General features: G+C 64.3%; 29 protein-coding genes and 1 tRNA gene. 22 read left to right on the forward strand and 8 right to left on the reverse strand.

The window, feature by feature from the left end; genetic code table 11:
• From IQ25_RS19505 to IQ25_RS19515, 3 genes are all read left to right on the forward strand, one after another.
• Positions 1–753: electron transfer flavoprotein subunit beta/FixA family protein (locus IQ25_RS19505; RefSeq protein WP_144907870.1), on the forward strand; the 753-nt coding region annotated here is incomplete at its 5' end.
• A 1-nt stretch (position 754) separates the two neighbouring features.
• Positions 755–1,687, forward strand: a complete 933-nt coding sequence (locus IQ25_RS19510; RefSeq protein WP_144907818.1) for an electron transfer flavoprotein subunit alpha/FixB family protein — start codon at positions 755–757, stop codon at positions 1,685–1,687.
• A gap of 145 nt (positions 1,688–1,832) precedes the next feature.
• Positions 1,833–2,687, forward strand: a complete 855-nt coding sequence (locus IQ25_RS19515; protein WP_158637808.1) for an energy transducer TonB — start codon at positions 1,833–1,835, stop codon at positions 2,685–2,687.
• Between the two features lie 168 nt (positions 2,688–2,855).
• Here IQ25_RS19515 and IQ25_RS19520 read toward each other — a convergent pair whose 3' ends face one another.
• Genes IQ25_RS19520 through IQ25_RS19535 form a run of 4 tightly spaced genes read right to left on the reverse strand, consistent with a single transcriptional unit; the run spans position 2,856 to position 5,806 of the window.
• Entirely contained in the window at positions 2,856–3,539 is a 684-nt protein-coding gene (locus IQ25_RS19520) for a glutathione S-transferase family protein (RefSeq protein WP_144907960.1), read from the reverse strand.
• Positions 3,540–3,557: 18 nt separating this feature from the next.
• Positions 3,558–4,217, reverse strand: a complete 660-nt coding sequence (locus IQ25_RS19525) for a CoA transferase subunit B (RefSeq protein ID WP_144907961.1) — start codon at positions 4,215–4,217, stop codon at positions 3,558–3,560.
• Positions 4,218–4,238: 21 nt separating this feature from the next.
• On the reverse strand, positions 4,239–5,099 hold the full coding sequence (locus IQ25_RS19530) for a hypothetical protein (RefSeq protein ID WP_144907962.1): 861 nt from the start codon (positions 5,097–5,099) through the stop codon (positions 4,239–4,241).
• Positions 5,096–5,806 (reverse strand): CoA transferase subunit A, encoded by a 711-nt coding sequence (locus tag IQ25_RS19535; protein WP_144907963.1) that lies wholly within the window; start codon positions 5,804–5,806, stop codon positions 5,096–5,098. The genes IQ25_RS19530 and IQ25_RS19535 overlap by 4 nt, the downstream gene beginning before the upstream one ends.
• Positions 5,807–5,900: 94 nt before the next feature.
• Between IQ25_RS19535 and IQ25_RS19540 the strand changes: the two genes are divergently transcribed.
• The gene (locus IQ25_RS19540) at positions 5,901–6,773 is read left to right on the forward strand and encodes a LysR family transcriptional regulator (protein WP_144907964.1); all 873 of its coding nucleotides are present in this window, start codon (positions 5,901–5,903) and stop codon (positions 6,771–6,773) included.
• On the opposite strand, the gene IQ25_RS19545 is transcribed toward IQ25_RS19540, so the two are convergent.
• The gene (locus tag IQ25_RS19545) at positions 6,770–7,414 is read right to left on the reverse strand and encodes an HAD-IA family hydrolase (protein WP_144907965.1); all 645 of its coding nucleotides are present in this window, start codon (positions 7,412–7,414) and stop codon (positions 6,770–6,772) included. The genes IQ25_RS19540 and IQ25_RS19545 overlap by 4 nt on opposite strands.
• Before the next feature lie 149 nt (positions 7,415–7,563).
• On the opposite strand from IQ25_RS19545, the gene IQ25_RS19550 reads away from it, so the two are divergent.
• The 3 genes from IQ25_RS19550 (at position 7,564) to IQ25_RS19560 (ending at position 11,621) form a co-directional block, all read left to right on the forward strand.
• On the forward strand, positions 7,564–8,343 hold the full coding sequence (locus IQ25_RS19550; RefSeq protein WP_144907966.1) for a universal stress protein: 780 nt from the start codon (positions 7,564–7,566) through the stop codon (positions 8,341–8,343).
• A 38-nt stretch (positions 8,344–8,381) separates the two neighbouring features.
• Positions 8,382–8,858 (forward strand): COG3650 family protein, encoded by a 477-nt coding sequence (locus tag IQ25_RS19555; RefSeq protein WP_144907967.1) that lies wholly within the window; start codon positions 8,382–8,384, stop codon positions 8,856–8,858.
• A 444-nt stretch (positions 8,859–9,302) separates the two neighbouring features.
• Positions 9,303–11,621 (forward strand): CDC48 family AAA ATPase, encoded by a 2,319-nt coding sequence (locus IQ25_RS19560; protein ID WP_144907968.1) that lies wholly within the window; start codon positions 9,303–9,305, stop codon positions 11,619–11,621.
• A gap of 33 nt (positions 11,622–11,654) precedes the next feature.
• Here the strand turns inward: IQ25_RS19560 and IQ25_RS19565 are convergent, their stop codons facing one another.
• Entirely contained in the window at positions 11,655–12,977 is a 1,323-nt protein-coding gene (locus IQ25_RS19565; RefSeq protein WP_144907969.1) for a sensor histidine kinase, read from the reverse strand.
• Positions 12,978–13,148: 171 nt separating this feature from the next.
• Between IQ25_RS19565 and rpmH the strand changes: the two genes are divergently transcribed.
• The 7 genes from rpmH (at position 13,149) to dapE (ending at position 18,450) form a co-directional block, all read left to right on the forward strand.
• Complete coding sequence (rpmH, locus tag IQ25_RS19570) at positions 13,149–13,283, forward strand: 50S ribosomal protein L34 (RefSeq protein ID WP_039336437.1); 135 nt, start codon at positions 13,149–13,151, stop codon at positions 13,281–13,283.
• Positions 13,284–13,320: 37 nt separating this feature from the next.
• Positions 13,321–13,722, forward strand: a complete 402-nt coding sequence (gene rnpA / locus IQ25_RS19575; RefSeq protein WP_144907970.1) for a ribonuclease P protein component — start codon at positions 13,321–13,323, stop codon at positions 13,720–13,722.
• Positions 13,723–13,730: 8 nt separating this feature from the next.
• Entirely contained in the window at positions 13,731–13,928 is a 198-nt protein-coding gene (gene yidD, locus IQ25_RS19580) for a membrane protein insertion efficiency factor YidD (protein WP_220094568.1), read from the forward strand.
• Between the two features lie 56 nt (positions 13,929–13,984).
• A complete protein-coding gene (gene yidC / locus IQ25_RS19585; protein ID WP_144907972.1) occupies positions 13,985–15,778 on the forward strand; it encodes a membrane protein insertase YidC in 1,794 nt (597 codons plus the stop codon).
• A complete protein-coding gene (gene yihA / locus IQ25_RS19590) occupies positions 15,775–16,428 on the forward strand; it encodes a ribosome biogenesis GTP-binding protein YihA/YsxC (RefSeq protein ID WP_144907973.1) in 654 nt (217 codons plus the stop codon). The genes yidC and yihA overlap by 4 nt, the downstream gene beginning before the upstream one ends.
• A gap of 220 nt (positions 16,429–16,648) precedes the next feature.
• A complete protein-coding gene (locus IQ25_RS19595; protein ID WP_144907974.1) occupies positions 16,649–17,326 on the forward strand; it encodes a glutathione S-transferase family protein in 678 nt (225 codons plus the stop codon).
• A complete protein-coding gene (gene dapE / locus IQ25_RS19600) occupies positions 17,323–18,450 on the forward strand; it encodes a succinyl-diaminopimelate desuccinylase (protein WP_144907975.1) in 1,128 nt (375 codons plus the stop codon). Before IQ25_RS19595 ends, dapE begins: the two co-directional genes overlap by 4 nt.
• Here dapE and msrA read toward each other — a convergent pair.
• On the reverse strand, positions 18,447–18,983 hold the full coding sequence (msrA, locus tag IQ25_RS19605; protein WP_144907976.1) for a peptide-methionine (S)-S-oxide reductase MsrA: 537 nt from the start codon (positions 18,981–18,983) through the stop codon (positions 18,447–18,449). The two genes, dapE and msrA, sit on opposite strands and share 4 nt — an antisense overlap.
• Positions 18,984–19,072: 89 nt before the next feature.
• On the opposite strand from msrA, the gene IQ25_RS19610 reads away from it, so the two are divergent.
• The 8 genes from IQ25_RS19610 to arsH all read left to right on the forward strand — a co-directional run bounded on the left by IQ25_RS19610 (position 19,073) and on the right by arsH (position 23,870).
• A complete protein-coding gene (locus IQ25_RS19610) occupies positions 19,073–19,930 on the forward strand; it encodes a class I SAM-dependent methyltransferase (protein ID WP_144907977.1) in 858 nt (285 codons plus the stop codon).
• Positions 19,931–19,986: 56 nt separating this feature from the next.
• Positions 19,987–20,835, forward strand: coding sequence for an N-carbamoylputrescine amidase (gene aguB, locus IQ25_RS19615; protein ID WP_144907978.1), 849 nt, complete (start codon positions 19,987–19,989; stop codon positions 20,833–20,835).
• A 23-nt stretch (positions 20,836–20,858) separates the two neighbouring features.
• On the forward strand, positions 20,859–21,326 hold the full coding sequence (gene folK / locus IQ25_RS19620) for a 2-amino-4-hydroxy-6-hydroxymethyldihydropteridine diphosphokinase (protein ID WP_338112234.1): 468 nt from the start codon (positions 20,859–20,861) through the stop codon (positions 21,324–21,326).
• Positions 21,327–21,388: 62 nt separating this feature from the next.
• Positions 21,389–21,464: transfer RNA gene (locus IQ25_RS19625), tRNA-Lys, on the forward strand.
• Positions 21,465–21,564: 100 nt separating this feature from the next.
• Positions 21,565–21,924 carry an ArsR/SmtB family transcription factor gene (locus IQ25_RS19630; protein WP_144907979.1) on the forward strand — a complete coding sequence of 120 codons (360 nt, stop codon included), beginning with the start codon at positions 21,565–21,567 and terminating at the stop codon, positions 21,922–21,924.
• Between the two features lie 32 nt (positions 21,925–21,956).
• On the forward strand, positions 21,957–22,448 hold the full coding sequence (locus tag IQ25_RS19635; RefSeq protein WP_144907980.1) for an arsenate reductase ArsC: 492 nt from the start codon (positions 21,957–21,959) through the stop codon (positions 22,446–22,448).
• Positions 22,445–23,125: an aquaporin gene (locus IQ25_RS19640; RefSeq protein ID WP_144907981.1), complete on the forward strand. Its 681-nt coding sequence runs from the start codon at positions 22,445–22,447 to the stop codon at positions 23,123–23,125. The genes IQ25_RS19635 and IQ25_RS19640 overlap by 4 nt, the downstream gene beginning before the upstream one ends.
• Entirely contained in the window at positions 23,118–23,870 is a 753-nt protein-coding gene (gene arsH, locus IQ25_RS19645) for an arsenical resistance protein ArsH (protein WP_144907982.1), read from the forward strand. The genes IQ25_RS19640 and arsH overlap by 8 nt, the downstream gene beginning before the upstream one ends.
• A 52-nt stretch (positions 23,871–23,922) precedes the next feature.
• Here arsH and chrA read toward each other — a convergent pair whose 3' ends face one another.
• On the reverse strand, positions 23,923–25,260 hold the full coding sequence (gene chrA, locus IQ25_RS19650; RefSeq protein ID WP_144907983.1) for a chromate efflux transporter: 1,338 nt from the start codon (positions 25,258–25,260) through the stop codon (positions 23,923–23,925).
• Positions 25,261–25,341 lie beyond the last annotated feature (81 nt).

Here is a 25,341-nt window from a genome sequence, read left to right on the forward strand (position 1 = left end):
ATGAAAGCCCTGGTCTGCGTGAAGCGGGTGATTGACTACAACGTGAAGCCTCGGGTGAAGGCGGACGGGAGTGGTGTTGATCTTGCGAACGTGAAGATGAGCATGAACCCGTTTGACGAGATCGCGGTCGAGGAAGCCATTCGCCTGAAGGAAAAGGGCGTGGTGACCGAGATCGTGGCGGTGTCGGTGGGCGTTGCGAAATCGCAGGAAACTCTGCGCACGGCGCTGGCGATGGGTGCTGACCGGGCGGTGCTGGTGCAGGTTGACGATGGCACCGAGGTCGAGCCGCTGGCTGTGGCCAAGATCATCAAGGGGATTGCCGACGAGGAGCAGCCCGCTCTGATCATCACCGGCAAGCAGGCGATCGACGATGACAGCAACCAGGTCGGCCAGATGGTCGCCGCGCTGCTCGGCCGCCCGCAGGGCACCTTCGCCAACGAAGTCTCGGTCGAGGGCGACGCGGTCGTCGTCAAGCGCGAGATCGACGGCGGCCTGCAGACCGTGAAGCTGGCGCTGCCTGCGGTGGTCACCACCGACCTGCGCCTCAACGAGCCGCGCTATGCCTCGCTGCCCAACATCATGAAGGCCAAGTCCAAGCCGCTGGCCAACAAGACGCCCGCCGACTACGGCGTGGACATCGCACCGCGCCTCAAGACGCTCAAGGTCAGCGAACCGCCGGTGCGCTCGGCCGGCATCAAGGTGCCCGATGTCGACACGCTGGTCGCCAAGCTCAAGGAAATGGGAGTAGCCTGACATGGCCAATGTTCTCGTTCTCGTCGAACACGACAACGCGTCGGTCAAGGACGCCACCCTCGCTGCCGTCACTGCCGCATCGCAACTGGGCGAAGTGACCGCGCTGGTCGCAGGCGCCAACTGCGATGCCGCTGCAAGTGCCGCCGCGCAGATCGCAGGCGTCGCCAAGGTGCTCAAGGCCGATGACGCAGCGCTCGCCAACGCGCTCGCTGAAAACGTCGCGCCGCTCGTCGCAGGCCTGATGGCCGATTACGACGCCTTCGTCGCGCCCGCTACCACCACCGGCAAGAACGTCGCCCCGCGCGTTGCCGCGCTGCTCGACGTGATGCAGGTCTCGGACATCCTCTCGGTCGAAGGGCCCAAGACCTTCACCCGTCCGATCTACGCTGGCAACGCCATCGCCACGGTCGAAAGCTCGGATGCCAAACTGGTGATCACCGTGCGCGGCACTGCCTTTGCCAAGGCCGCTGCCACCGGCGGATCAGCCAGCGTCGAAGCTGTCTCCGCTACCGCAGACAGCGGCCTCAGCACTTTCGTCAGCGCCGAGATCGCCAAGTCCGAGCGCCCGGAACTCACCTCGGCCAAGATCATCGTCTCGGGCGGCCGCGCGCTGAAGGACGCTGCCACCTTCGAGGCAGTGATCACCCCGCTGGCCGACAAGCTGAACGCAGGCATCGGCGCATCGCGCGCAGCAGTCGACGCAGGCTACGTGCCCAACGACTACCAGGTCGGCCAGACCGGCAAGATCGTCGCTCCGGAAGTCTACATCGCGGTCGGCATCTCGGGCGCGATCCAGCACCTTGCCGGCATGAAGGACTCCAAGACCATCATCGCCATCAACAAGGACGAGGACGCCCCGATCTTCCAGGTGGCAGACATCGGCCTCGTCGGCGACCTGTTCACGCTCGTCCCGGAACTCACCGGCAAGCTCTGAACCGGACCCAAAGTACAACGCCATGTTGGAGTGTTTCCCCGGGGAAACACTCCATATGGGTTAAAGGCCCTGCTCGCGAGAGCGGGGCTTTCTGTTTCTGCCGTTCGTCCCTAAGCTACTGTACATGTACAAGACTTTCCGAACGTTGAGCGCTCTTCCCGCCATCTTCGCGACGGCAGCGATCGCGCAGCACCTGCTCGCCTCCACGTCCGATGTGCTGTCGTCTCGCACTCCATGGATCGTGCACTATGCCGATGACAGCTGCCGCCTGGGCCGGGAGTTCGGTGCCGACGGCGACAAGATCATGGTCATGCTTGATCAGTTCGCGCCGGGCGACGTCTACCACATCACCCTGGCAGGGAAGGGGACGGAGCGGCTGGGAAAGACCGGCAGCGATGCCGACGTGGGCTTCGGTCCGGAACTGACTCTGCAGACGAAGGTGGGTCTGATGCGAGGCACGAATACGGCTGGCGAGCCGGTAGTGGTGCTCGGGCCGCTCGACTTGCTCAACCGCGAGACAGAAGAGGCCCATCCGCTTGCGACTGCAGCCGAAGTTGCGAAAATTCGCGAGTTGCGGATCAAGAGAAGGTCGGAGGACCTGACCTTCAGGCTGGGAGCGATGACTTCGGCACTGGCTGGAATGAGGACCTGCACTGCGGATCTCGTCAAGCTGTGGGGGCTCGATCCGGGCCAGCAGCAAAATCTCGCCAGCCTTCCTGCTCCTCTGACGTCTCCGAGCAAGTGGCTGAAGTCGTCCGATTATCCGAAGAAGGCGCTACGCAAGAACGAGCAGGCCCTGGTCAGCTTCAGGCTGATGATTGACGCAAGCGGGGCGCCGACGCTCTGCCGGATTCAGGTTGCCACCCAATCGCCCGAGTTCAAGGAACTCACGTGCGAACTGTTGATGAAGCGCGCCCGCTTCGAGCCTGCGAGGGACCAGTCCGGCACAGCAGTGCCCAGCTATCACGTCAACACGGTGAGGTGGATCGTTGCCGATTGAGTTGCATGCCATGCAACTGCAAATCCGTCCTTCGCACTTGCAGAATCGGGCCCGGAACCGCACATAGGACAGGCCTTTCAGGCATCCTCTCCCAAACTTTCCAAGGCTGGTCTTCGGACCAGCCTTTCTTTTTGCGCAATTGACTCGTGGGAAGGTAGGGGCTGCCGATCAGGCGCGGCGGTAGTCAGCGGTGATCTCGCCACATTCGGCCAGCTCGGCCTCGTGGCCTTCCTCGCGCCATGCTTCGTCCAGCGCTTCGGCTTCCCACTGCTGAATCGCCGGATGGGCCAGCATATGGTCTACCCATGCCTGTCCCTTGCCGACGGCGAGCCCATAGGTGCGAATGCGGAAAGCGACGGGGGCGAAGAAGGCGTCGAGCGCGGTGAAGGCGGGGCCCGCCAGCCACGGGCCGCCAAAGCGCGTCAGCCCTTCCTCGAAAATCTCCCGCACACGGGCCACGTCACGCACCAGAGCGGGCCGCATGGGGCGGGGCTTGACCCGCACGCCGACGTTCATCGTGCAATCATTGCGAAGCGCGGAGAAGCCGCCGTGCATCTCGGTGACGGCGCACGTTGCGAAGGCGCGCGCCGCTTCATCGACAGGCCAGACGCCTTCGTGTCGCTCGGCAAGGTAGAGCGCGATGCCCAGCGAATCCCAAACCGTGCGCGTGCCATCGAGCAGTACCGGCACCTGCCCGGTGGGCGAGAAGGCGCGGAATTCGTCGTAGTTGGAGGGCTTGGTGAAAGGCTCGACCCGATCAGCGAAGGCAATGCCGAGGGCCTTCATCAGAACCCACGGGCGCAAGGACCAGCTCGAGTAGTTCCGGTTTGCCGTGATCAGGACATAGCTCACCGGAATCTCCTCATTCGCTTATTCAGTATAGTGCGCCGTCGTCCGTGCGCGGACTTCTTCTGCGGAAACGCCCGGTGCGCATTCGATCAGCCTGAAGGGCGAGTTGTGGTCCGGACGCTGGAAAACCGCAAGGTCGGTGACGATCATGTCGACCACGCCCTTGCCGGTCAGCGGCAGGGTGCAGGCAGGGATGAACTTAGGATCGCCGTTCTTGGCGCAGTGTTCCATCACCACGATGATCTTCTTGACGCCTGCGACGAGGTCCATCGCGCCGCCCATGCCCTTGATCATCTTGCCGGGAATCATCCAGTTGGCGATGTCGCCGTTCTCGGCCACTTCCATCGCGCCCAGCACGGTCAGGTCGATCTTGCCGCCACGGATCATGGCGAATGACTGCGCGCTGTCGAAGTAGGCCGAGTGCGGCAGTTCGCTGATGGTCTGCTTGCCCGCGTTGATCAGGTCAGCGTCCTCCTCACCCGCATAGGGGAAGGGGCCGATGCCGAGCATGCCGTTTTCAGACTGGAGCGTCACGGTCATGCCTTGAGGCACGTGGTTGGCGACCAGCGTCGGGATTCCGATGCCGAGGTTCACGTAATAGCCGTCCTGCAGTTCGCGCGCAGCGCGTGCTGCCATTTCGTCGCGGCTCCAGCCGGTCTTCAGCCCGTCATGCGTGGTCATGGTCTGCTCTTTCGTATCGGATCACTTGATGGGGGGCGGCGCAAGGAACCAGCCTGCGCCGATGAACTGTTCGAGCGCGATCGCGACGGGACCGTCGGGGTTGCGCAGGTAATCGAAGACCTCGTCGAAATCAGCCTTGCGATCGCCCGCGATGGCCAGGACGCACCAGTCCTCGTCGGCGCGATCGAGAATCTCCTGCTTGCGCGTTTCGTGCGGGCCAAGCAGCATGACACGGTCGATGCCGAGCGGATCGAGCCCGGTTGCCTTGAGGAGCGTGCCGAGGCGCTTGGCATTGCTTTCCGGCAGCATGGCCACCCAAACCACCGCTGTCCCGGTGCCGCGAATCTGCCGCAGGTGCGCGGCAAGGCCTGGCGCGGGCGAGGGAGGATCGTCGAGGTCGAAAGCCTTGTCGCCCGGATCGAGATCGATCAGCACCGCCCCGCGCTGGTCCTTGCAGGCGCGCATCTTCGGAACCTGAATCAGGCTGCGCTGGTCGAGCAGGGCGGAGGTGCGCGCCTTGCTGGTCCTGCCCGTCTCCGCCTGCGTCAGAACGTAACTGGCCATGGCCGCGTAAGGATCATCTGCGGATGCTTCCGGCGCGGCAGGATTGCCTGCGGCTTGGGTGATGGCAGGTTCTGCGGGCGCGACCGGCTCAGCCGCCGGGGGTGCCGGAGCCAGCAGCGGTGGAGTTGCCGAAATGCCCTGGCCCACCGTCACTTCCGGGGTTGTCGCAGGCTTTGCCGCAGAGGGCTTCTTCTTGCCCTTGGCCGCCTTGGTGCCGAGCGCACCGGTTGCCGCAAGCGGCGCGATGGCCGCAGCAACGCAGCTTGAAAGCTGCGTTGCTGCCAGCGCCGCCAGCAGGGGCAGCGCGCGCCGGATCACGCGGCTTCCCGCTCGCGCACGGTGCGGAATTCGATCTTCTTGTCGTAGGGCGCGCCGACGATCATGCGCTGCACGTAGACGCCGGGCAGGTGGATGCTGTCAGGATCGAGCGAACCTGCTGGCACGATTTCCTCGACTTCGACGACGCAGACCTTGCCGCAGGTTGCGGCGGGCACGTTGAAGTTGCGCGCGGTCTTGCGGAATACGACGTTGCCGGTTTCGTCCGCCTTCCACGCCTTGACCAGCGCGAGGTCTGCGAAAATGCCGCGTTCGAGGACGTATTCCTGCCCGTCAAATATCTTCGTTTCCTTGCCCTCGGCCACGAGCGTGCCGACGCCAGTCTTGGTGTAGAAGCCGGGGATGCCCGCGCCACCAGCGCGCATGCGTTCGGCGAGCGTGCCTTGGGGGCAGAATTCGACCTCAAGCTCACCGGAAAGGTACTGGCGTTCGAATTCCTTGTTCTCGCCCACATAGGACGAGATCATCTTGCTGACCTGCCGCGTACGCAGCAGCTTGCCGATGCCTTCGTTGTCGATCCCGGCGTTGTTGGAAGCAAAGGTCAGGTCCTTCACGCCCGAATCGCGCACTGCATCGAGCAGGCGTTCAGGAATGCCGCAGAGGCCGAAACCACCGCAGGCAATCAGCAGGCCATCGCGCAGCAGGCCATCGAGCGCAGCGGTGGCATCCGGATAGAGCTTCTTCGACATTCAGGACTCTCCCTTTTCGCTGACGCGCTTAGCACAGGCGACAAATTGAAAAGAGCGATTGTTTTTTATCGCAATCGATAACAGTCTCTGATCAATGAAGCGCATTGCTCTCTATCACCTCGAAACCTTGCTGTGGATCGCCCGGCTGGGAACGTTCCGTGCGGCGGCCGAGCGGCTCAACACCACTCAGCCCGCAATCTCGGCCCGCGTGCGCGAGATCGAGGACCAGCTTGGCATTGCCGTGTTCCGCAGGGAAGGGCGTAACATGGTGCTCACCGCAAGGGGAAGGCGGCTTGTGCAGGAATGCGAGCCGCTGTGGGCCGGATTCGAAAAGGCACTGCTGACGGCCTCGGGCTTCGAAGGTGCGACCGGCGTGGTGCGCATCGGCAGTGGCGAGATTGCTGCGGCGTCGTGCCTGCCGGGTTTCGTCCATGCGGTGGAGCGGGAACTGCCGGGGGTTACGCTCGAGCTTGAGCTGGACCTGACTGCGCGCATGTTCCAGCAGTTGCTCGGCGGGACGATCGATCTGGCGTTTCTGGCGGGGCCGGTGGCGAGCCCCGGCATCCGGACGGCCCCGATCGGCGCGGTGGGGCTGGTCTGGGTGGCGAGTGCGGCGACCGTTCGGGCGGGAGGCTTTGACCAATCGCTGCCGGTCTGGTCGATCCCCGATCACTCGCCGCTGCATGGCGTGACGGTGGGTTCGCTCTCGGCGCACGGGATCGTTCCGCGCTCGCTTGGCACCTGCAACAACGTGCGTACCCTGATAGACATCGTGAGTGGCGGGGGCGGGGCTGCGGTGCTGCCCGAGCCGATGGTGCGGCAGATGCTGGAGAGCGGTGCCCTGGCCGAAGTGCTGCCTCGACCAGACCGGACGATCCAGTTTGAAGCGGCGATCCGCCGGACGGAGAGCGATCCGCTGGTGCTCGAACTGTTCCGGCGCGCAGGGGAGTTGCGGATCGAGTCCTAGAACGTGAGGCCTAGCACTGTGCCAAGGTCTGCCAGCGCCTGTTCGCCGCTCGTCACCTTGATCGCCTTCATGCCGAGGGCGGCTGCGGGTTTGCAGTTGATGCCGAGGTCGTCGAGATAGACGCATTGATCGGGCGCGAGGCCCAGCGCTTCGCACATCATCAGGTAGATACGCGGATCAGGCTTGCGCACGCCGGCCTTGCTGCTCTCGATCACGTGTTCGAAGCGGGCGAAGATCTGCTCCAGTTCGTCATGGGCATCGGCGCTGCGGGCCATTCCGGCGCCGTGGCCTGCTGGGACGTTGTTGGTGATGCAGCCGAGGCGATAGCCATCGGACTTGAGCCGGTCGAGCGCGGAGACCATGGCCGGTCGGACGGCGCCTGCCAGGACGGCGAGGACCGAGGCGCCCTCGAGATCATGGCCGAGGGCTTTCGCTTCGGCGCGGAACATCGTGTCGAAGGTGGCGCTGTCGATCTCGGCGCGCTCGAACAGGGCCCAGGCGTTGCTGTCGCCATTGCGGGCGTTGACCGAGCGGATGAAATCCTTCGGCAGGCAGCGCTCCGACTCGAGCCGGTTGAAGGCCTCGAACGGTGAGGACGTGATCACGCCGCCGAAATCGAAAATCACCGCTGCGTAGGCCATCGAAACTCCCGTGCTTGTGCCGCCCGAGCCTTAACCGCCTGATGAAATCGGGCAAGCCTGCGATTTTGGCCAATCGATTTGACGCAGGTCATGGCGGGGCGAGCGATCCGGCAGCACGATCGGCATATTGAAAAGACAGGAGGATCCCGATGCGCTCCATTCTTTGCCCGGTCGAAAAGTCCGAATCGCTTGATGATCGTGTCGAAAGCGCGCTGGCGCTGGCACGAGCGATGAGAGGCCATGTGACCTTTCAGGTTGCCACGCCATTTGCGCAGATGGCGGCATGGGAGCCGTTCGGCGGCGCGGCGCTTTCTGCCGCCGCAATCAACGAGGCACGCGAGCGGGACGAGCAGTTCGCGGCTGAACTCGACGCGCGGTTGGCGCCACAGGACGTGCCGTTCGATGTCGAGATCGACGACAATGGGCGCGTCGAGGCTGCGGCCGCAGCGGCGCGCTTTGCCGATGTGCTGGTGGCGAGCCTTGACGATCCCACGCTTGAGGAACTGGTGCTCGGCGTGCGCAGCCCGGTGCTGGCCGTGCCGCGCGGGATCAAGGCACCCGCATTTGACCAGCCGGTGCTGATCGCATGGGACGGCGGGCACGAATCGGCCAACGCCCTGCGCGCTGCCCTGCCGCTGCTGGCCATGGCCCCTGCGGTGCATATCCTGACGGTGCGTGAGAAGAGCGACACCTTCCCGGCAACCGACGCAGCCTGCTACCTTTCGCGCCATGGCATCCATGCCGAAGTGCATGAGCAGGAGCGCAACGGCTCGATCGCCTTCACCATCGAGGAGTGTGCGCGCCAGCTTGGGGTGGGGCTGATCGTGATGGGCCTGTTCGGCCATAGCCGGCTGCGCGAACTGCTGATGGGCGGCGTATCGCGCGAAATGCTCGACCGGTCGCAGATACCGTTGCTGCTGGCGCATTGACACTTGGCGCGACGGATGGCGCGGCAGAGGGTATGGACATGTCCATGCCCCTATCCCGATCCTTCCGCTTCCTGCCCTCTCTGACCCTTGCGATGGCGCTGCTGGCCAGTTGTGCCAAGCCTTCGCCGGTGGAGCCGACTGACGCAGCTTCGCAGAGCGCTGCGGCCACGGAAGCGCCTGAGCCGACTGCGACGGTTGCCGACGCGGGCGCGGCGGCATCCGCGGTGGCTGTCCCCGCCTCCTTCAGGGCCATCGGCACGGAACCGTTCTGGTCAGCAAAGGTCGAGGGCAAGATGCTGACCTGGTCGACGCCAGAGCAGCCGGACGGGATATCGCTGCCCGTCAGCCGTGTCGACAAAGACGGCGCGGCGATCCTCGATGGGCTGCTTGAAGGGCGGCCCCTTACACTGGAGGTCCGTTCCGGTGCCTGTTCGGACGGCATGTCGGATACCGAATATCCGCTTTCCGTAACCCGGCGGATCGGGACGGACGTGCAGCAGGGGTGCGCGCGCTGACTGTGTACAGAATCGGCTTGTGCGACGCACCATCCTGATTCGCAACCTAGCGCTGCAAACCATTGGCAACGAAACGGACACGTCTTGTTGCGATTGAAACAATCAATAAAGTAAGAAGTTTCATTGCCTTAAAGCGCAAGTTGCAAAAAATACAACCGCATCAGATCATTTCGCAATTGCACAATTCCTGGGTGCAATGCATACAGATCCTGCCTTTCAGGCATCCTCTCCCAAAACTTTCCGACCCGGCGGGTAACTGCCGGGTCTTTTTTTGTCTGTCGAACTCGCAGAGTGCACCACGCCCTTGGCTGACTGGCGCGGGAGAGCGGCGTGCAGGCGTGCATCAAGGCTTGTCGCAACCATCGCGGCGGTTCCGCGTTTGAAATCCCGCGCGGCGGTTCCCACATCGGAAATCGTCTATCATCCAAGGGGATTTCACCAACCATGGCAGATGCGGCAACCGAAGCCCGGACCGAGGGGCGCAATGTGCGCCTGCAGGTGGCGGGCGCGCGTCAGGAAGAAAGCGGCCACGGCATTGCCCGCATCAGCAGGCACGTGATGTCGCAGCTCGGTGTGACCGAGGGCGACGTGATCGAGATCGTCGGCAAGCGCTCTACCGCAGCGCGCGTGATCCAGCCCTATCCCGAGGACGAAGGGCTCGAACTGATCCGGCTCGACGGGTTGCAGCGCGCCAATGCCGATGTCGGTTCGGGCGAGCATGTCGAGGTGCGCAAGATCGATTCCCGCCCCGCCCAGCGCGTGGTCTTTGCGCCTGCCCAGAAGGATTTGCGCCTTCAGGGACCGGCGGCTGCCCTGAAGCGCAACTTTGCCGGGCGTCCGCTGGTCACCGGCGATCTGGTGGCGACGGCCGGGCAGCAGCAGGTCAGCCGGTCCGACATGCCGCCACAGCTGCGCCAGATGCTCAATGCTCCGGCGTTCGCGCTGACGCAGATCCGCCTGACCGTGGTGGCCACTACACCCAAGGGCGTGGTGCATATCGACGAGAACACCGAAGTCGAACTGCGGCCCGAGTACGAGGAGCCGCGATCGAGCCGCGCCGACGTCAACTATGACGACGTGGGCGGCATGGGCGATACCATTCGCCAGTTGCGCGAGATGGTAGAACTGCCGCTGCGATACCCCGAGCTGTTCACCCGACTGGGCGTCGATCCGCCCAAGGGCGTGCTGCTTCACGGTCCGCCGGGGACCGGCAAGACACGCCTTGCGCGCGCCGTTGCGAACGAGAGTGACGCCTCGTTCTTCACCATCAACGGCCCCGAGATCATGGGATCGGCTTATGGCGAGAGCGAGAAGCGGCTGCGCGAGGTTTTCGAGGAGGCGACCCAGAACGCTCCGTCGATCGTCTTCATCGACGAGATCGATTCGATCGCGCCCAAGCGCAGCGAAGTGCATGGCGAGGCGGAAAAGCGGCTGGTAGCCCAGCTGCTGACGCTGATGGACGGACTGCACAGCCGGTCCAACCTCGTCGTCATTGCCGCGACCAACCGGCCCGATGCCATCGACGAGGCGCTGCGCCGTCCGGGCCGGTTCGACCGCGAGATCGTGGTGGGCGTGCCGGACGAGTCTGGCCGTCGTGAAATCATCGGCATCCACACTCGCGGCATGCCGCTTGCCGAGGACGTCGACCTGCAGGAACTGGCGCGCACGACGCATGGCTTTGTTGGTGCCGACCTTGCGGCATTGGCACGCGAGGCGGCGATCGAGGCGGTGCGCCGGATCATGCCGCAGCTCGATTTCGAGCAGCAGACGATCCCGCAGGACGTGCTCGACAATCTGCGCGTGGAGCGTGACGACTTCCTGCAGGCGCTCAAGCGCGTGCAGCCTTCGGCGATGCGTGAAGTCATGGTTCAGGCGCCGACGATCGGTTGGGCCGACATTGGCGGGCTCGACGATGCGCAGGACAAGCTGCGCGAAGGCGTTGAACTGCCGCTGAAGAACCCCGAGGCCTTCCACCGCCTCGGCATCCGTCCGGCCAAGGGATTCCTGCTCTATGGCCCGCCGGGCACAGGCAAGACCCTGCTGGCCAAGGCCGTGGCGAAGGAGGCGGAGGCCAACTTCATCGCGATCAAGTCGTCGGACCTGTTGAGCAAATGGTATGGCGAGAGCGAGCAGCAGATTGCACGGCTGTTCGCCCGCGCGCGGCAAGTGGCGCCCTGCGTGGTGTTTATCGACGAGATCGACAGTCTGGTTCCTGCGCGCGGCAGCGGGCAGGGCGAGCCGAACGTCACGGCGCGGGTGGTGAACACCATCCTTGCCGAGATGGACGGGCTGGAAGAACTGCAGTCTGTGGTGCTGATCGGCGCGACCAACCGGCCCAACCTTGTCGATCCGGCGCTGCTGCGTCCCGGTCGCTTCGACGAGCTGATCTATGTCGGCACGCCGAGCATGGAAGGCCGCCAGCACATCCTGGGCATCCACACCCGCAACATGCCGCTGGCAGGCGATGTGGATCTGGCGCGGATTGCGAGGGAGACCGAGCGCTTTACCGGCGCCGATCTGGAAGACGTGGTGCGTCGTGCAGGCCTCAACGCCATTCGGCGCGCGGGCGGCAATGTCGATCAGGTCAACGCCGAGGACTTTGCCAAGGCGCTGGAAGCATCGCGCGCCACGGTGACTGAGCAGATGGAAGAAGAGTACGGGCGGATGAAAGGCGAGCTAAAGAAGCGCGCCATGAATCCGGGACCGCTAGGCTTCATTACGCCGGGCATGGTCACGCCCTTGCGGGAATCGAAGCACGGGTAATGCTGGAATTGGCGGGGAGGCAGTTGGTCGTTTTCAGGCCTCTCCGCCCTCCAGCGTGAAGTCCATCTCAACGACGATCCCGCTCGCCTCGAAGCGGCGCGCGATCGTGCCGCCGAGCTGTCGTTCGGAGGAGCGGATCAGCGCGGAGCCGAAGCCCTCGCGGCCCGGTTCGGCCTGCGCGGACGATCCGGTCGTCCCGATCTCTTCCCAGATGACCTTGGCGCGTGTTCCTTCGCGCTCCCAGCGAATACGCAACAAGCCGCCCGGTGCCGACCACGCGCCGTATTTAACCGCGTTGGTCGCCAGTTCGTGCAGGACCAGTCCGAGCGGGACTGCGTGGCGGCCCGGCAGAGTCAGTTCGCCACCTTCGAGTTCGCAGCGTTCGGTCGAGGAACGATAGGGCGCGATCACCTTGCCGATCAGTTCGGCAAAATCGACTGTCTGATCCTTGCCCGCGCCTTGGGTAACCTCGTGCGCCGTCACCAGCGCGTGGATGCGTTTGGCGATGCGGTCGACCGCGGGCGCGGCTGCGGTATCACCGCGCGCGCTCATCTTCACGATGGCGAGGATCACCGCGAAGAGGTTCTTCACGCGGTGGTTGAGCTCCTTGGCGAGAAGGTCAGCCCGGTCCCGCGCTTCGGAAATCGCGGCAGCGCCTTCTGCCAGGGCTTCGGCCTCGGCCTTGCGAATCGCCTGCCACAGCCCGAGCGCGAGTGCGCAGACGATCACCACGAACAGGGCGGCCAGCGAGGGCAGTATGCGCGCTTCGGATGACGCTGCCCGTTCCACCGCCTCATCCAGCCGCGCCCGCTCGATCGTCTCGAGCCTGGCCACGGCCTTGCGCAATCCGTCCATGGCCAACTGGCCTTCGTCCGACAGCAGCCGCGCATGGGCATCGGGAATGCGGCGCTCTTCGACGAGAGCGACGACGCCTGCCATCTCGGCCCACTTGGCATCACCCAGTCGCGCGATATCGCCAAGCAACTCTGCCTGATCTTGGGGCAGGGCATCGCCCATCTGCCGCCGCAATTTGGCGAGTTCGGCCACGTAGCGGATCTGGCCATCGCGGAACGGCGCAAGATATCGGGTGTCGCTGGTGATGAAATAGCCGCGCTGGCCGGTCTCGCCGCTGATTGTTGCGCGCACGATCTCGTCGAGCGAGGCGAGGATCGCGCTGGTCCGCGCGGCCTGTGCGCGTTGCGTGCGCTCAGCCTCGACAGTGGCGATGATCAGCGCGAATGTGCCGAGCAGTGCCAGTGCCACGACGGCGAACAGTGCCAGCGTGGGGACGCGCGGGGCCCTCTGCCACCAGTGCAAGCGTGCTTGAGGTGCCCGGGATTCGGTTTCCCTTTTCATCGCGCGTGCCTAACCGCATAGTGAGGACGGGGCAACGTATTGAAGCTATTGTCGCTTTGCCTGCAGGGTTGACGCAATTGTCCCCTTCGCCTATCGGCCACCCCCTGATTCCGGCGCTTTGCTTTCCAAGGCGAACGCCCGTCCACAGATTCGATATAGAAGAGAAAAGCCATGAAGCGCACTTTCCAGCCCAGCAACCTCGTGCGTGCCCGCCGTCACGGCTTCCGCGCCCGCACCGCCACTGTCGGCGGTCGCAAGGTTCTTGCCGCCCGCCGCGCGCGCGGTCGCAAGAAGCTGTCGGCCTAAGCCTTCCAGCATAGATCCGGTTCCGGCGAAGGCGGGGATGACCCGAATCGCCACCATCCGGAAACGGGCAGACTTCGTTGCTGCCAACCGCGGAATCCGGGTCGCAAGGCCCGGATTCGTGCTGTTGGTGAACCGCGACGTCGTTTCGGCTGAGGAAGCCGACCTGCGCTTTGGCGTTACCGTCACCAAGAAGATCGGCAACGCGGTCGTCCGCAACCGGATGAAGCGCCGCTTCCGCGCCCTGCTGCGCGAGGCCCTGCCGACGGGCGGCATCCCCGGCGCAGACCATGTGATGATCGGCCGCGAAGGCGGGGTGGAGCGCGATTTCGCCCTGCTGCGCGACGAGCTGGCCGTTGCACTTTCACGCGCTGCCGAGGGCAAGGGCGATCCGCCAAGGAAGCGCGGTGGCGCTCGCGCGAACCACGGCAGGGGCAAGTGAAGCGGCTGATGATCCTTATCGCGCGGGGCTGGCAGCTTGGCCCCTCACGCGTACTTCCGCCCTCGTGCCGCTACAGCCCTTCGTGCTCGCAATATGCGATCGAAGCGCTGGAAAAGCACGGCGCGATTAAGGGTGGCTGGCTTGCGGCGAAGCGGCTATTGCGCTGCCATCCGTGGGGTGGGCACGGTTATGATCCCGTTCCCTGAACCAATCGACTTCAAGACCGCCCGGTGTGGGCACAGACTTACAGGACGCTAACACGGTGCAGAATCAGCGCAATGTCATCATGGCAGTGGTCCTTACCGGCCTGCTGCTGATCGGCTGGGAAGCGGCCATGCGCTGGTTCTATCCCGAGCCTGCGGTCAAGCCGCAGGTTGCAGCGACAGCTCCTGCCAGCACAGCCACGCCAAAGCCGACCCGCGAAGGCGGTCTGCAGAATGCGGCTGACGTCGCACTGGAAAAGAAGGACCTGGCGCAGGAGCTTGCCGCCGGTCACCGCGTGCCGATCGATGCGCCGGGCCTCAAGGGTTCGATCAACCTCAAGGGTGCGCTGCTCGATGACGTGTCGCTCGTCCGTCACCGCGAAGCCGTGGACAAGAATAGTGCGCCGGTCCGCCTGTTCTCGCCCGCCGGAACGCCTGCGCAGCATTTTGCCCAGATCGGCTGGGTCGGCGAAGGCATTGCCGCGCCCGATGCCAACACGATGTGGACTGCCGATGGCGCCAAGCTGACGCCGCAGACTCCGGTCACGCTGCGCTGGACCAACCCCACCGGCCAGACCTTTGCGATCCGCTATGCGATCGACACCGACTACATGATCACCGCAACGCAGAGCGTGGCGAACACCGGTGCAACCCCGGTGGTGGTCAAGCCTTTCGCGCTGGTCAACCGCACCGAAAAGACCGCCAGCCTCGATACCTGGCAGCTGCATTCGGGGCCGATTGCCGCGCTTGATGGCTCGGTGACCTTCGACAACAACTATTCGACCGTCACCGAGGCTCCGGGTCAGGCCATCGCGCTGAAAGGTGCGGCCAACTGGATCGGCTTTACCGACATCTACTGGCTCTCGGCGCTGATTCCCGATGGCAAGGTCAAGACCGAAGCGGCGTTCCGTTCGCTCGGCAACGGCGTGTTCCGTGCCGACCTGATCTATCCGAGCGTGTCGATTGCACCGGGCAGGGCGCAGGAACAGTCCGTGCGCCTGTTTGCCGGCGGCAAGGAAAACGCGGTTCTCGAGAAGTACGAGAAGGCGGGCGTCACCAACTTCAGCCTGTCGATCGACTGGGGCTGGTTCCGCTGGTTCGAGAAGCCGATCTTCTGGCTGCTCGATTCGCTGTTCAAGCTGGTCAAGAACTTCGGCGTGGCGATCATCCTGCTGACGCTGATCGTGCGCGGCGTGATGTTCCCGATTGCCCAGCGCCAGTTCGCCTCCATGGCCGCCATGCGCGCGCTGCAGCCCAAGATGAAGGCGCTGCAGGAGCGCTACAAGGACGACAAGCAGACGCAGCAGCAGAAGATCATGGAGCTGTACAAGACGGAGAAGGTCAATCCTCTCGCCGGCTGTCTGCCCATGTTCCTGCAGATTCCGGTGTTCTTTGCGCTCTACAAGGTGCTGACGCTGACCATCGAAATGCGTCATCAGCCCTTCGCGCTGTGGATCAAGGACCTGTCCGCGCCCGATCCGCTGCATGTGCTGAACCTGTTCGGCCTGCTGCCGTTCACGCCGCCAAGCTTCCTTGCCATCGGCATTCTGGCGATCCTGCTTGGCATCACCATGTGGCTGCAGTTCAAGCTGCAACCGGCGGCAATGGACCCGGCGCAGCAGCAGGTCTTCGCGATCATGCCGTGGATGATGATGTTCGTTATGGCGCCGTTCGCGGCTGGCCTGCTGATCTACTGGATCACCTCGAACCTGCTCACCATCGCGCAGCAGAAGTATCTCTATAGCAAGCATCCGCAATTGAAGGCCCAGGCCGACAAGGACCAGCTCGACGTCGACCGTGTGGTCACGCGCGAGCAGAAGTCGGCTGCCAACCGGAAGCCGAAAACGCGGTGACACCTGAAGAACAAGCTGCCCACGCCGAACTGGTCGAACAGGCGCGCCTCCTTTTTGCGGGGCGCGTCGAGTTCATCAAGTCGGCCCCTGCGCTGAAGTTCCTGCCCGATCCCGACGTGCCCGAGATTGCCTTTGCGGGCCGCTCGAACGTCGGCAAGTCGTCGCTGCTCAACGCGCTGACGGGGCGGAAGTCGATTGCGCGCACGTCGGTGACGCCGGGGCGCACGCAGGAGCTGAACTACTTCGAAGTGGGCGAGCCTACCCGCCTGCGCCTAGTCGACATGCCCGGCTACGGCTTTGCCAAGGCTCCGCCCAAGGTGGTCGAAAACTGGCGGCGGCTGGTACGCGATTTCCTGCGCGGCCGCGTCGTGCTCAAGCGCACCCTGCTGCTGATCGACAGCCGCCACGGGGTGAAGCCGGTCGACGAGGACATGATGCAGATGCTCGATGAAGCGGGCGTCGGCTATCGCGTGGTCCTGACCAAGGCGGACAAGATCAAGGCGAGCGAGCTTGAGGCGGTGACCGCTGCCACCATCGCCGCCGCGCGCAAGCGGACCGCTGCCTACCCCGAGATCATCGTCACCTCGTCGGAAAAGAAGATGGGGATCGAGGATCTGCGCGCGGCGGTGCTGCAGGATTCGCTGGTTTAAGCACACAGCTTCGTCCCGCTTGCCGTCACCCCGGCGCAGGCCGGGGCCCGATCGCTCGCGTTTTGCTCTGCCGTTGCGTTTGCAGGCCATCGTCATGGGTCCCGGCCTTCGCCGGGATGACGTGGAGTTGAGGAGTGCAGGACCACTGCAAGTCTGTTCATGGTCGACACGGCAAACCTGAACGTATAGTCGCAGCCCTCACGGCAACGGGGCGAGTGCGATGAAGCTGATCATCGGTAACAAGAACTATTCCAGCTGGTCCTTGCGCGGCTGGTTGGCCGCAAAGCAATCGGGCCTGCATTTCGAGGAGATTACCGTCCCGCTCTATGGCGAGGAATGGGATCACCTGCGCCGCACCGACGATCTGGCGCCGTCCTCGGGCAAGGTGCCGATCCTGTGGGATGGCGATGGCCCCGATGCTCCGGTGGTGTGGGACAGCCTTGCGATCATAGACTACCTTGCCGACAAGGTCGGGCGTGACCGCTTCTGGCCCAAGGACGATACCGCGCGCGCCATGGCCCGCTCGATGGTGGCTGAGATGCATTCGAGCTATCTGCCACTGCGCCGCAGCCTGCCGATGAACATCCGCAAGCGTGTGGAAGGCGTGGAGATCAGCGCCGAGGTCCGTGCCGACATCGTGCGCATCCTCTCGCTCTGGGCCGAGGCGCGGGCGCGGTTCGGCAAGGGCGGGCCGTTCCTGTTCGGCACGTTCTGCGCCGCCGACATCATCTATGCGCCGGTCGTCTCGCGCTTCATGACCTATGGGGTGCCTGTGCCCGGCTTTGCCATGACCTACATGGAAGCGGTCTGGACCCACGACTGGATGCAGGCCTGGATCGAGGCTGCCGAGAACGAGGACTGGACCATCGAACAGTTCGAGGAGCCCGCCCGCGCATGACACTTGATCCCGTTGTCCTTGCCGAACGGCTGATCGATTGCGAGAGCGTCACGCCTGCCACCGGCGCGGTGTTCGATTGCTTCGAGGCCATGCTGAAGCCGCTGGGTTTCGAGATCCACCGCTTCATTGCGGGCGAAGCGCCTGACGGTCCGGTGGAGAACATGTTCGCGATCCGTCGGGGTCCTGAAGGCTCGCGTCATTTTGCCTTTGCAGGGCACCTTGATGTCGTGCCGCCGGGCGAGGGCTGGACGACGGGTCCGTTCAAGGCCGAGCGTCGGGGCGAACTGCTCTATGGGCGCGGTGCAGTGGACATGAAGGGCTCGATTGCCTCAATGGTCGCGGCGGCGGCAGAGGTGCCTGCGGAAGCAGGGACGCTGAGCTTCATCATCACCGGCGACGAGGAAGGCCCCGCGCGCTACGGCACAGTGCCGCTGATCGAGCTGATCCGCGAGATGAAGGCCGAGCCGGACCTGTGCCTCGTGGGCGAGCCGACCTCGGTCAACCGGCTGGGCGACATGGTGAAGATCGGCCGTCGCGGCTCGGTCAATATGTGGATCAACTGCAAGGGTGCGCAGGGGCACGTGGCCTACCCGCACCTTGCCGACAACCCGATCCCGCGGCTGATCGCGCTGCTGGCCGATCTGGATGCGCTGGTGCTGGATGACGGAACCGAGTGGTTCCAGCCGTCCAACCTCGAGATCACCGACCTCGATGTGGGCAACAAGGCAACCAACGTGATTCCCGCCGAGGCGCGGGCGCGCATTTCGATCCGCTTCAATGACCGGCATACCGGGGCAGGGTTGGTCGCGATGGTCGAGGACGTTGCGCGCCGCCACAAGGGCGAGGTCCGTGCGGTGATTTCGGGCGAGAGCTTCATCACCCTGCCCGGTGATTATTCGACGCTGATCGCCGAGGCGGTGAAGGCCGAGACCGGTCTTGATCCGGAGCTATCGACCAGCGGCGGAACGTCGGACGCAAGGTTCCTGCGCGCGGTGTGTCCGGTGGTGGAATTCGGCCTGTGCAACGCCACGATGCACAAGAAGGACGAGGCGGTGGCGCTGGAAGACTTGTCTGTCCTCCAGCGCATCTACCAGCGCATAACCCTCGCCGCGCTGAAAACCTAAGCCTTCACCTTGTTCGCAAAGCTCTTGCGCAGCTTCATCAGCTTGGGCGGGATCACGGCGAGGCAATAGGGGTTCCGCTGGCCTTCGCCTTCCCAGTATTCCTGATGGTAGTCCTCCGCCGGATACCAGGTGGCCATCGGCTCGATCGTGGTGACGATGGGCTTCGGCCAATCGGGCTGGGCGCGTTCGATTGCAGCTTCCATCGCGGCCTTCTGCTCTTCGTCCGCCGGGAACATGGCCGAGCGGTACTGCGTGCCGATGTCGTTGCCCTGCCGGTTGAGTTGCGTCGGATCGTGGGTGGCGAGGAAGATGTCGAGGATCTGGTCGAGGCTGATCGTTTCGGGATTGAACGACACGCGGATAGCTTCCGCATGGCCGGTCGTGCCCGAACAGACCTGCTTGTAAGTCGGATTGTCGACCGTGCCGCCGATGTAACCGCTCTCGACATTGCTCACGCCGATGACGTCGCGGAACACTGCTTCGGTGCACCAGAAGCATCCACCTGCGAGGATGGCCGTTGCTTGTTCGCTCATGCGCTATATTCTCCTGAATTGCGCCAGAGATAGGCATCCCTCCCCCGCTTGTCATCGGCCCCAAGGAGAATCCCCAAATGCGCCCCTCAATGCGTCGAATGAGCCTTGCCCTGCTTGCCGCGGTTGCCGGATGCAGCCTTGCCACCCCGGTACTGGCAGAGACTGCGAAGACTGCTTCGGCCACCGTCGATCCCGCTCTTGCCGCAGCCGTTGCCGATCCGCTGCGTGACAAGGATCGCGCCCGCGACGTCTATCGCAAGCCGGCCGAAACGCTCAGCTTCTTCCAGGTCTCGCCAACGATGAAGGTTGGTGAGTATGCTCCGGGAGGCGGCTGGTATTCGCGCCTGCTCGGGCTTTACCTTGGACCCAAGGGGAAGCTGGTCGGCCTCTATTTCGACCCGACATCCAGCGCATTCGGCGACAAGATGAAGGCCGGCATCCGAGAGGGGGCGACCAAGTATCCTGCGGAAGTGGCCGAATGGTCGGGCCAGCCAGCCGAAAAATTCTCTGCCTTCACACTCGACGTGCTGCCTGAAGGCGAAAAGGGCACCTTCGACCGCATCCTTGTCATGCGCATGATGCACAACCTCCTGCGCTGGAACCTCGCCGCGCACGAGATCAAGCAGATGCGTGAACTTTTGAAGCCCGATGGCATGATCGGCATCGAGCAGCATCGCGCAAAGCCCGACGCGCCCTATTCCTTCACGGATGGATCGAAGGGTTATCTGCGAGAGGCAGACGTGATCAAGTTCATGGAAGTGAACGGCTTCACTTATGTCGGCAAGAGTGAGGCAAATGCCAACCCGAAGGACCCCGCGAACTGGCCGGATGGCGTGTGGACCCTGCCGCCGCAGCTTGGCGGAAATCCTGACGCTGCCACCAAGGCAAAGCTGCAGGCCATCGGTGAGAGCGACCGCATGACGCTATTGTTCCGCAAGCGGCCATGATGTGACCGGGCGCGGCGACGGTTGAATTGCAGGGGCAGGGCGCTTAGGTCCGGGCCATGAGCACCATTTCCGTCGCCGCCCTGCAACTCGCCCTTCCCGGTGGCGAGGCCGAGAATATCGCTGCCACCGCCGCGCTGGTCGAAGAGGCCGCGCGCGGTGGTGTGCAGATCGTGCTTCCGCCCGAACTGTTCGCCGGTCCCTATTTCTGCAAGGTCGAGGACGAGGCGCTGTTCGCGATGGCCTATCCGCTGGATGCGGACCCGTCGGTGCGCGAGATGCGGAAGCTCGCTAAGGCCCACCGCATCGCCATCCCGACCAGCTTCTTCGAGCGCGACGGGCATCACTATTACAACACGCTGGCGATGATCGGCCCCGATGGCGAGGTCATGGGCATCTATCGCAAGAGCCATATCCCCGACGGCCCCGGCTACGAGGAGAAGTACTACTTCCGCCCCGGTAACACGGGTTTCAAGGTGTGGGACGTATTCGGCACGCGCATCGGCGTGGGGGTATGCTGGGACCAGTGGTATCCCGAATGCGCGCGCGCCATGGCGCTGATGGGGGCTGAACTGCTGTTCTATCCCACGGCCATCGGCAGCGAACCCTATGACGCCGATCTCGACACGAGCCGGATGTGGCGCCGCGCGATGATCGGGCATGCGGTATCGAACTGCATGCCGGTGATCGCGGCGAACCGGATCGGTATGGAAGATGGCCAGCGCTTCTACGGCCACAGCTTCATCTCTGACGAATGGGGCGATTACCTTGCCGAGTTTGGCGCGGGCGAGACAGGTGTGCTTCACGCAAAGATCGATCTGCAGCGCGCCGCTACGCACCGCGCGGGCATGGGTTTCTTCCGCGACCGTCGCCCGCAGCTTTACGGCCGTCTGGCAGAAGACATCTGAGCGAGCATCGCTACCTGATCGCACTGGGTTCGAACCAGCGCGACCCGCGCCATGGTGGGCCAAGAGCGATTCTGGGCGCGGCAATTGCCGAACTGGTGAGACTTGGGCTGGAGGTTGAGGCCGTTGCGCCGGTTATTCGCAGCCGTCCGGTGGGGCCATCGCAGCGCGAGTATGCGAATGGCGCGGCGGTGATCTCCACCTCGCTTGAACCTCTGGAACTGCTCGATCTGCTGCAGGATGTAGAATGCTGGTTCGGCCGCAGGCGGCAGGGCCAGCGCTGGCGATCGCGTACGCTCGATCTTGATATAGTGCTGTGGTCGGGCGGTTGCTGGGCCGACGCTGTGCTGACCGTGCCGCACCGGGAGTTTCGCAAGCGTGGCTTTGTGCTTGGCCCCGCCGCACGCATTGCCCCGCATTGGCGCGACCCGCTTTCAGGCCTGACGCTGCGCCAACTGGCGAACCGCCTGAACCGTTCTTCCGCCAAGGCTTGACCACCCGCCTCGCGCCCCCTAGGTGACGCGCCACGCCTTGCGCCCCGTGCGCGGTTCCGGGCGGGCCCATAGCTCAGTCGGTAGAGCAACTGACTTTTAATCAGTAGGTCGCTGGTTCGAACCCAGCTGGGCTCACCATTCAAAATCAGATCCGTCATCATTCGCCGTGCCCTCGGAGATCCGTGGCAGAGGGCGCCTGCTGCTTGACCGGCTACAATATTTCGATATTTGTCGAAACATGGTAGATTCGATCGAGTCCAGCCGTGCGGTTGGCGCGCTGGGGGCCTTGGCGCAGGAGCATCGCCTGGCCGTGTTTCGCCTGCTTGTGCAGGCTGGACCTGAGGGCCTTGCTGCCGGTGAGGTTTCGGCGCGGCTGGGCGTGCCACCTTCGTCGCTCAGCTTCCATCTTGCGCAACTGGCGCAGGCTGGGCTCGTCAGCCAGGAGCGTCGGAGCCGTTCGATCATCTACCGCGCCGACTTGGCCGCGATGAATGCGCTGATCGGCTATCTGACAGAGAATTGCTGCGGCGGAATCGATTGTGGCGTTGAGGGGGTGGCCTGCGACGCCGCTTCCGAACCCGCACTGGGCGCTGCCTGACGCATCACGACATCGTTCAAGGGGGGAACGACATGAACATTCTTATCCTGTGCACCGGCAACTCTGCCCGTTCGATCCTGGGTGAGGCGATTCTCAACCACCTCGGGGAAGGGCGCATCACGGCCTATAGCGCAGGCAGCAAGCCCAAGGGCGTGCCGCATCCCGGCGCGCTGCGCCTGCTGGCGCGGCGCGGGATCGATACGGCGGGCTTCCGTTCCAAAAGCTGGAACGAGTTCACTACGCCCGATGCTCCACGCATCGACATCGCGATAACGGTGTGCGGTAACGCGGCCGGGGAGACCTGTCCGGTGTTCATCGGCGCACCGATCAAGGCCCATTGGGGGCTGCCTGATCCCGCTGACGTGGGAGGCTCCGAGGCCGATGTCGATGCCGCCTTCGAGGCGACCTGGACGGCGCTTGAAGCGCGCGTGCGGGCTCTTCTGGCCTTGCCATTCGAGACGATGGACAAGGCGCGACTGGTTGACGCGTTGGCGCAGATCGGCGGGATGGAAGGCGCGGCATGACGCGACCGATCCTTGCCGAAGCCGTCGGCAGCTTTCTGCTCTTTGCCACGGTGATCGGCTCTGGCGTGATGGGTGAAAGTCTGGCGCAGGGCAACGTCGCGGTGGCGCTGCTGGGCAACACCATCGCCACGGGGGCGATGCTCTATGTGCTCATCACCATGCTTGGCCCGATTTCGGGCGCGCATTTCAACCCGGCAGTGACGCTGGTCTTCCGCATCCTCGGCGCTCTCGACACGCGTCAGGCCATCGGTCACGTGGTCGCCCAGATTGCAGGCGGCGTGGCCGGAGTGTGGACCGCGCATGCGATGTTCGGGCTGGACGTGATCGAGCTTTCGACCAAGGCGCGCACGGGGCCGGGGCAGTGGATCGGCGAGGTCGTGGCCACGTTCGGACTGCTCCTGACCATCCTTGGCACCTTGCGCCACCGGCCGCATGCGGTTCCGGCGGCGGTCGCGCTCTACATCACCGCGGCCTACTGGTTCACCTCCTCGACAAGCTTCGCCAACCCGGCGATCACGCTGGCACGCAGCCTGTCCGACACCTTTGCCGGAATAGCGCCTGCCGATGTCCCTGCCTTTGTCGCGTGCCAGCTGGCGGGCGCACTGCTCGCGCTCGGCGTTGCGCGACTGCTTTTCCCGCAAGCCGATCTCACCAAGGACGCGACTGCCGATGTCTGAAGTCCCTCCGGTCGCGCACGCCCGGTTGCGCACACTTTCTGCGCCTGACGAACTCCCCGCGCTAAAGCCCGCCTATCTTGATCCCGATCCGGCGCGGGGGCTTGGGCCTCTGGATCATCCGCCGCGCATCCTGCTGCTCTACGGATCGCTGCGCGAACGCTCCTACTCGCGGCTGGTCGTTGAGGAGGCGGCGCGGCTGCTGCAGCATTTCGGATGCGAGACGCGCATCTTCGATCCGTCCGACCTGCCATTGCCCGACCAGATCGCGGGCGATGACCATCCGGCGGTGCATGAATTGCGCGAACATTCGCTCTGGTCGGAAGGTCAGGTCTGGTGCAGCCCGGAGCGCCATGGTCAGATCACCGGCATCATGAAGACGCAGATCGATCACCTCCCGCTTGCCTACAAGGGCCTGCGCCCGACGCAGGGACGCACGCTGGCGGTGATGCAGGTCAGCGCCGGATCGCAGTCTTTCAACTCGGTCAACACCCTGCGCGTGCTGGGCCGCTGGATGCGCATGTTCACCATCCCCAACCAGTCGAGCGTCGCGAAGGCCTACGAGGAGTTCGACGAGGCGGGCCGTATGAAGCCATCGAGCTACTACGACCGGATCGTGGACGTGGTGGAGGAACTGGTGCGCTTCACCGTGCTGTTGCGCCCCCACGCCGATCGGCTGGTGGATCGCTATTCCGAGCGGGTGGAGCAGGATCGTCCGATCGCGGCAGAGATCCTGCGTTCGATCTAGGTTCGCTCGCTGGCATGGGCGTACGAAGAGCGTACGGCCTGTTCGACCTACATCAAGACCACACCAGCGCGGCGGCAAGCCCTGCCGCTGCGCAGATCGCCAGCACGGTCAGAATGCCCTTGCGCATGCGGAAGATGAGGAATGCCGCCAGCGCGGCAATGGCGGCCAAGCGCCAGTCGAAGCTTTGCAGCACTGGCAGGGACAACGAGGCGGGGCCGAACGCCACGTCGCGCGTTTCACGGAACAGCACGTGGATGGCGAACCACAAAGTGAGGTTGGCGATCACGCCGACGACTGCCGCGGTTATCGCGGCCAGCCCACCCTTGAGCTTGCGCGCATTGCCAAGCCGCTCGATCCATGGCGCGAAGGCGAATATCCAGATGAAGCAGGGGACGAAAGTCACCCAGGTGGTCAGCGCCGCCGCGAGCAGGCCCCCGACCATCGGCGAGAACGGTTCGGGCGCGCGGAAGCCGGCAAGATAACCGACGAACTGGGTGACCATGATCAGCGGCCCCGGCGTCGTCTCGGCAAGGCCGAGGCCGTCGGCCATCTCTCCGGCGCGCAGCCAGCCGTAAGTGTCGACCGCCTGCTGCGCCATGTAGGACAGGACCGCATAGGCACCGCCGAACGTGACGACAGCGAGCTTGGAAAAGAACAGGCCGACCTTCCAGAGGACGTGGTCCGATCCGAGCAGGGCAAGCACGGCGATCATCGGCGCGGCCCACAGCACGGCGCCGGTTGCGATCGTGCGTATTGTCATCGCCCATGGCCGCTTTGAAGCGGGCGCGGGCCCATCGGCGTTGCTGAGGCCGAGCAGTTCAGGTCGTGCGGCAGCAGTTGCAAAGCCGATCACGCCTGCACCGAGCACGACCAGCGGGAAAGGTAACGAGAAGACAGCGAGTGCAATGAAAGCGCCGACCGCGAGCGCCTTCTGCAGCGGCGTCTTGAGCGCGCGTCCTGCAATGCGGATCAGTGCCTGCACTACGATGGCCAGCACCGCCGCCTTGATTCCGGTGAACAGCGCGGCGAACCAGTGCAGGTCAGCCGCGAGCGCATAGAGCATGGACAGCGCAAGGATCACCAGTGCGCCGGGGATGACGAACAGCAGCCCCATGGCAAAGCCGCCCCGCATGCCGTGGAGCTTCCAGCCGATCCAGGTGGCCAGTTGCTGGGCCTCGGGACCGGGAAGGAAATGGCAGAAGTTGAGCGCCTGGAGGAACTGCTCCTCGCTGATCCAGCCACGCTCCTCGACGATTTCGCGATGCATAAGCGCGATCTGCCCGGCCGGGCCGCCGAAGCTAAGGCAGCCTATGCGCAGCGAGACGCGGACAAGCTCATCGAAGGAGGGCGTGACGGGAGAGGAAACCGGAACGCTTGAGGCATTGTGCATGCAATCGACCCATGACCTGTAGCCCGCAAAAGCGGGTGCGACAGGCAACGCTTGGGCACCGGCACGACCGCCACCTGACCG

It is taken from the genome of Novosphingobium taihuense (assembly GCF_007830315.1).
GTDB classification, from domain to species: domain Bacteria; phylum Pseudomonadota; class Alphaproteobacteria; order Sphingomonadales; family Sphingomonadaceae; genus Novosphingobium; species Novosphingobium taihuense.

What these genes read in the sequence shown, in the direction of transcription:
- IQ25_RS19510 (WP_144907818.1), top strand. Translation starts at nt 755, where the DNA reads ATGGCCAATGTTCTCGTTCTCGTCGAACACGACAACGCGTCGGTCAAG.
- IQ25_RS19525 (WP_144907961.1), bottom strand. Translation starts at nt 4,217, where the DNA reads ATGACCACGCATGACGGGCTGAAGACCGGCTGGAGCCGCGACGAAATG.
- IQ25_RS19535 (WP_144907963.1), bottom strand. Translation starts at nt 5,806, where the DNA reads ATGTCGAAGAAGCTCTATCCGGATGCCACCGCTGCGCTCGATGGCCTG.
- IQ25_RS19540 (WP_144907964.1), top strand. Translation starts at nt 5,901, where the DNA reads ATGAAGCGCATTGCTCTCTATCACCTCGAAACCTTGCTGTGGATCGCC.
- IQ25_RS19545 (WP_144907965.1), bottom strand. Translation starts at nt 7,414, where the DNA reads ATGGCCTACGCAGCGGTGATTTTCGATTTCGGCGGCGTGATCACGTCC.
- IQ25_RS19550 (WP_144907966.1), top strand. Translation starts at nt 7,564, where the DNA reads ATGCGCTCCATTCTTTGCCCGGTCGAAAAGTCCGAATCGCTTGATGAT.
- IQ25_RS19555 (WP_144907967.1), top strand. Translation starts at nt 8,382, where the DNA reads ATGTCCATGCCCCTATCCCGATCCTTCCGCTTCCTGCCCTCTCTGACC.
- IQ25_RS19560 (WP_144907968.1), top strand. Translation starts at nt 9,303, where the DNA reads ATGGCAGATGCGGCAACCGAAGCCCGGACCGAGGGGCGCAATGTGCGC.
- IQ25_RS19565 (WP_144907969.1), bottom strand. Translation starts at nt 12,977, where the DNA reads ATGAAAAGGGAAACCGAATCCCGGGCACCTCAAGCACGCTTGCACTGG.
- rpmH (WP_039336437.1), top strand. Translation starts at nt 13,149, where the DNA reads ATGAAGCGCACTTTCCAGCCCAGCAACCTCGTGCGTGCCCGCCGTCAC.
- rnpA (WP_144907970.1), top strand. Translation starts at nt 13,321, where the DNA reads ATGACCCGAATCGCCACCATCCGGAAACGGGCAGACTTCGTTGCTGCC.
- yidD (WP_220094568.1), top strand. Translation starts at nt 13,731, where the DNA reads ATGATCCTTATCGCGCGGGGCTGGCAGCTTGGCCCCTCACGCGTACTT.
- IQ25_RS19595 (WP_144907974.1), top strand. Translation starts at nt 16,649, where the DNA reads ATGAAGCTGATCATCGGTAACAAGAACTATTCCAGCTGGTCCTTGCGC.
- dapE (WP_144907975.1), top strand. Translation starts at nt 17,323, where the DNA reads ATGACACTTGATCCCGTTGTCCTTGCCGAACGGCTGATCGATTGCGAG.
- msrA (WP_144907976.1), bottom strand. Translation starts at nt 18,983, where the DNA reads ATGAGCGAACAAGCAACGGCCATCCTCGCAGGTGGATGCTTCTGGTGC.
- IQ25_RS19610 (WP_144907977.1), top strand. Translation starts at nt 19,073, where the DNA reads ATGCGTCGAATGAGCCTTGCCCTGCTTGCCGCGGTTGCCGGATGCAGC.
- aguB (WP_144907978.1), top strand. Translation starts at nt 19,987, where the DNA reads ATGAGCACCATTTCCGTCGCCGCCCTGCAACTCGCCCTTCCCGGTGGC.
- IQ25_RS19630 (WP_144907979.1), top strand. Translation starts at nt 21,565, where the DNA reads ATGGTAGATTCGATCGAGTCCAGCCGTGCGGTTGGCGCGCTGGGGGCC.
- IQ25_RS19635 (WP_144907980.1), top strand. Translation starts at nt 21,957, where the DNA reads ATGAACATTCTTATCCTGTGCACCGGCAACTCTGCCCGTTCGATCCTG.
- IQ25_RS19640 (WP_144907981.1), top strand. Translation starts at nt 22,445, where the DNA reads ATGACGCGACCGATCCTTGCCGAAGCCGTCGGCAGCTTTCTGCTCTTT.
- arsH (WP_144907982.1), top strand. Translation starts at nt 23,118, where the DNA reads ATGTCTGAAGTCCCTCCGGTCGCGCACGCCCGGTTGCGCACACTTTCT.
- chrA (WP_144907983.1), bottom strand. Translation starts at nt 25,260, where the DNA reads ATGCACAATGCCTCAAGCGTTCCGGTTTCCTCTCCCGTCACGCCCTCC.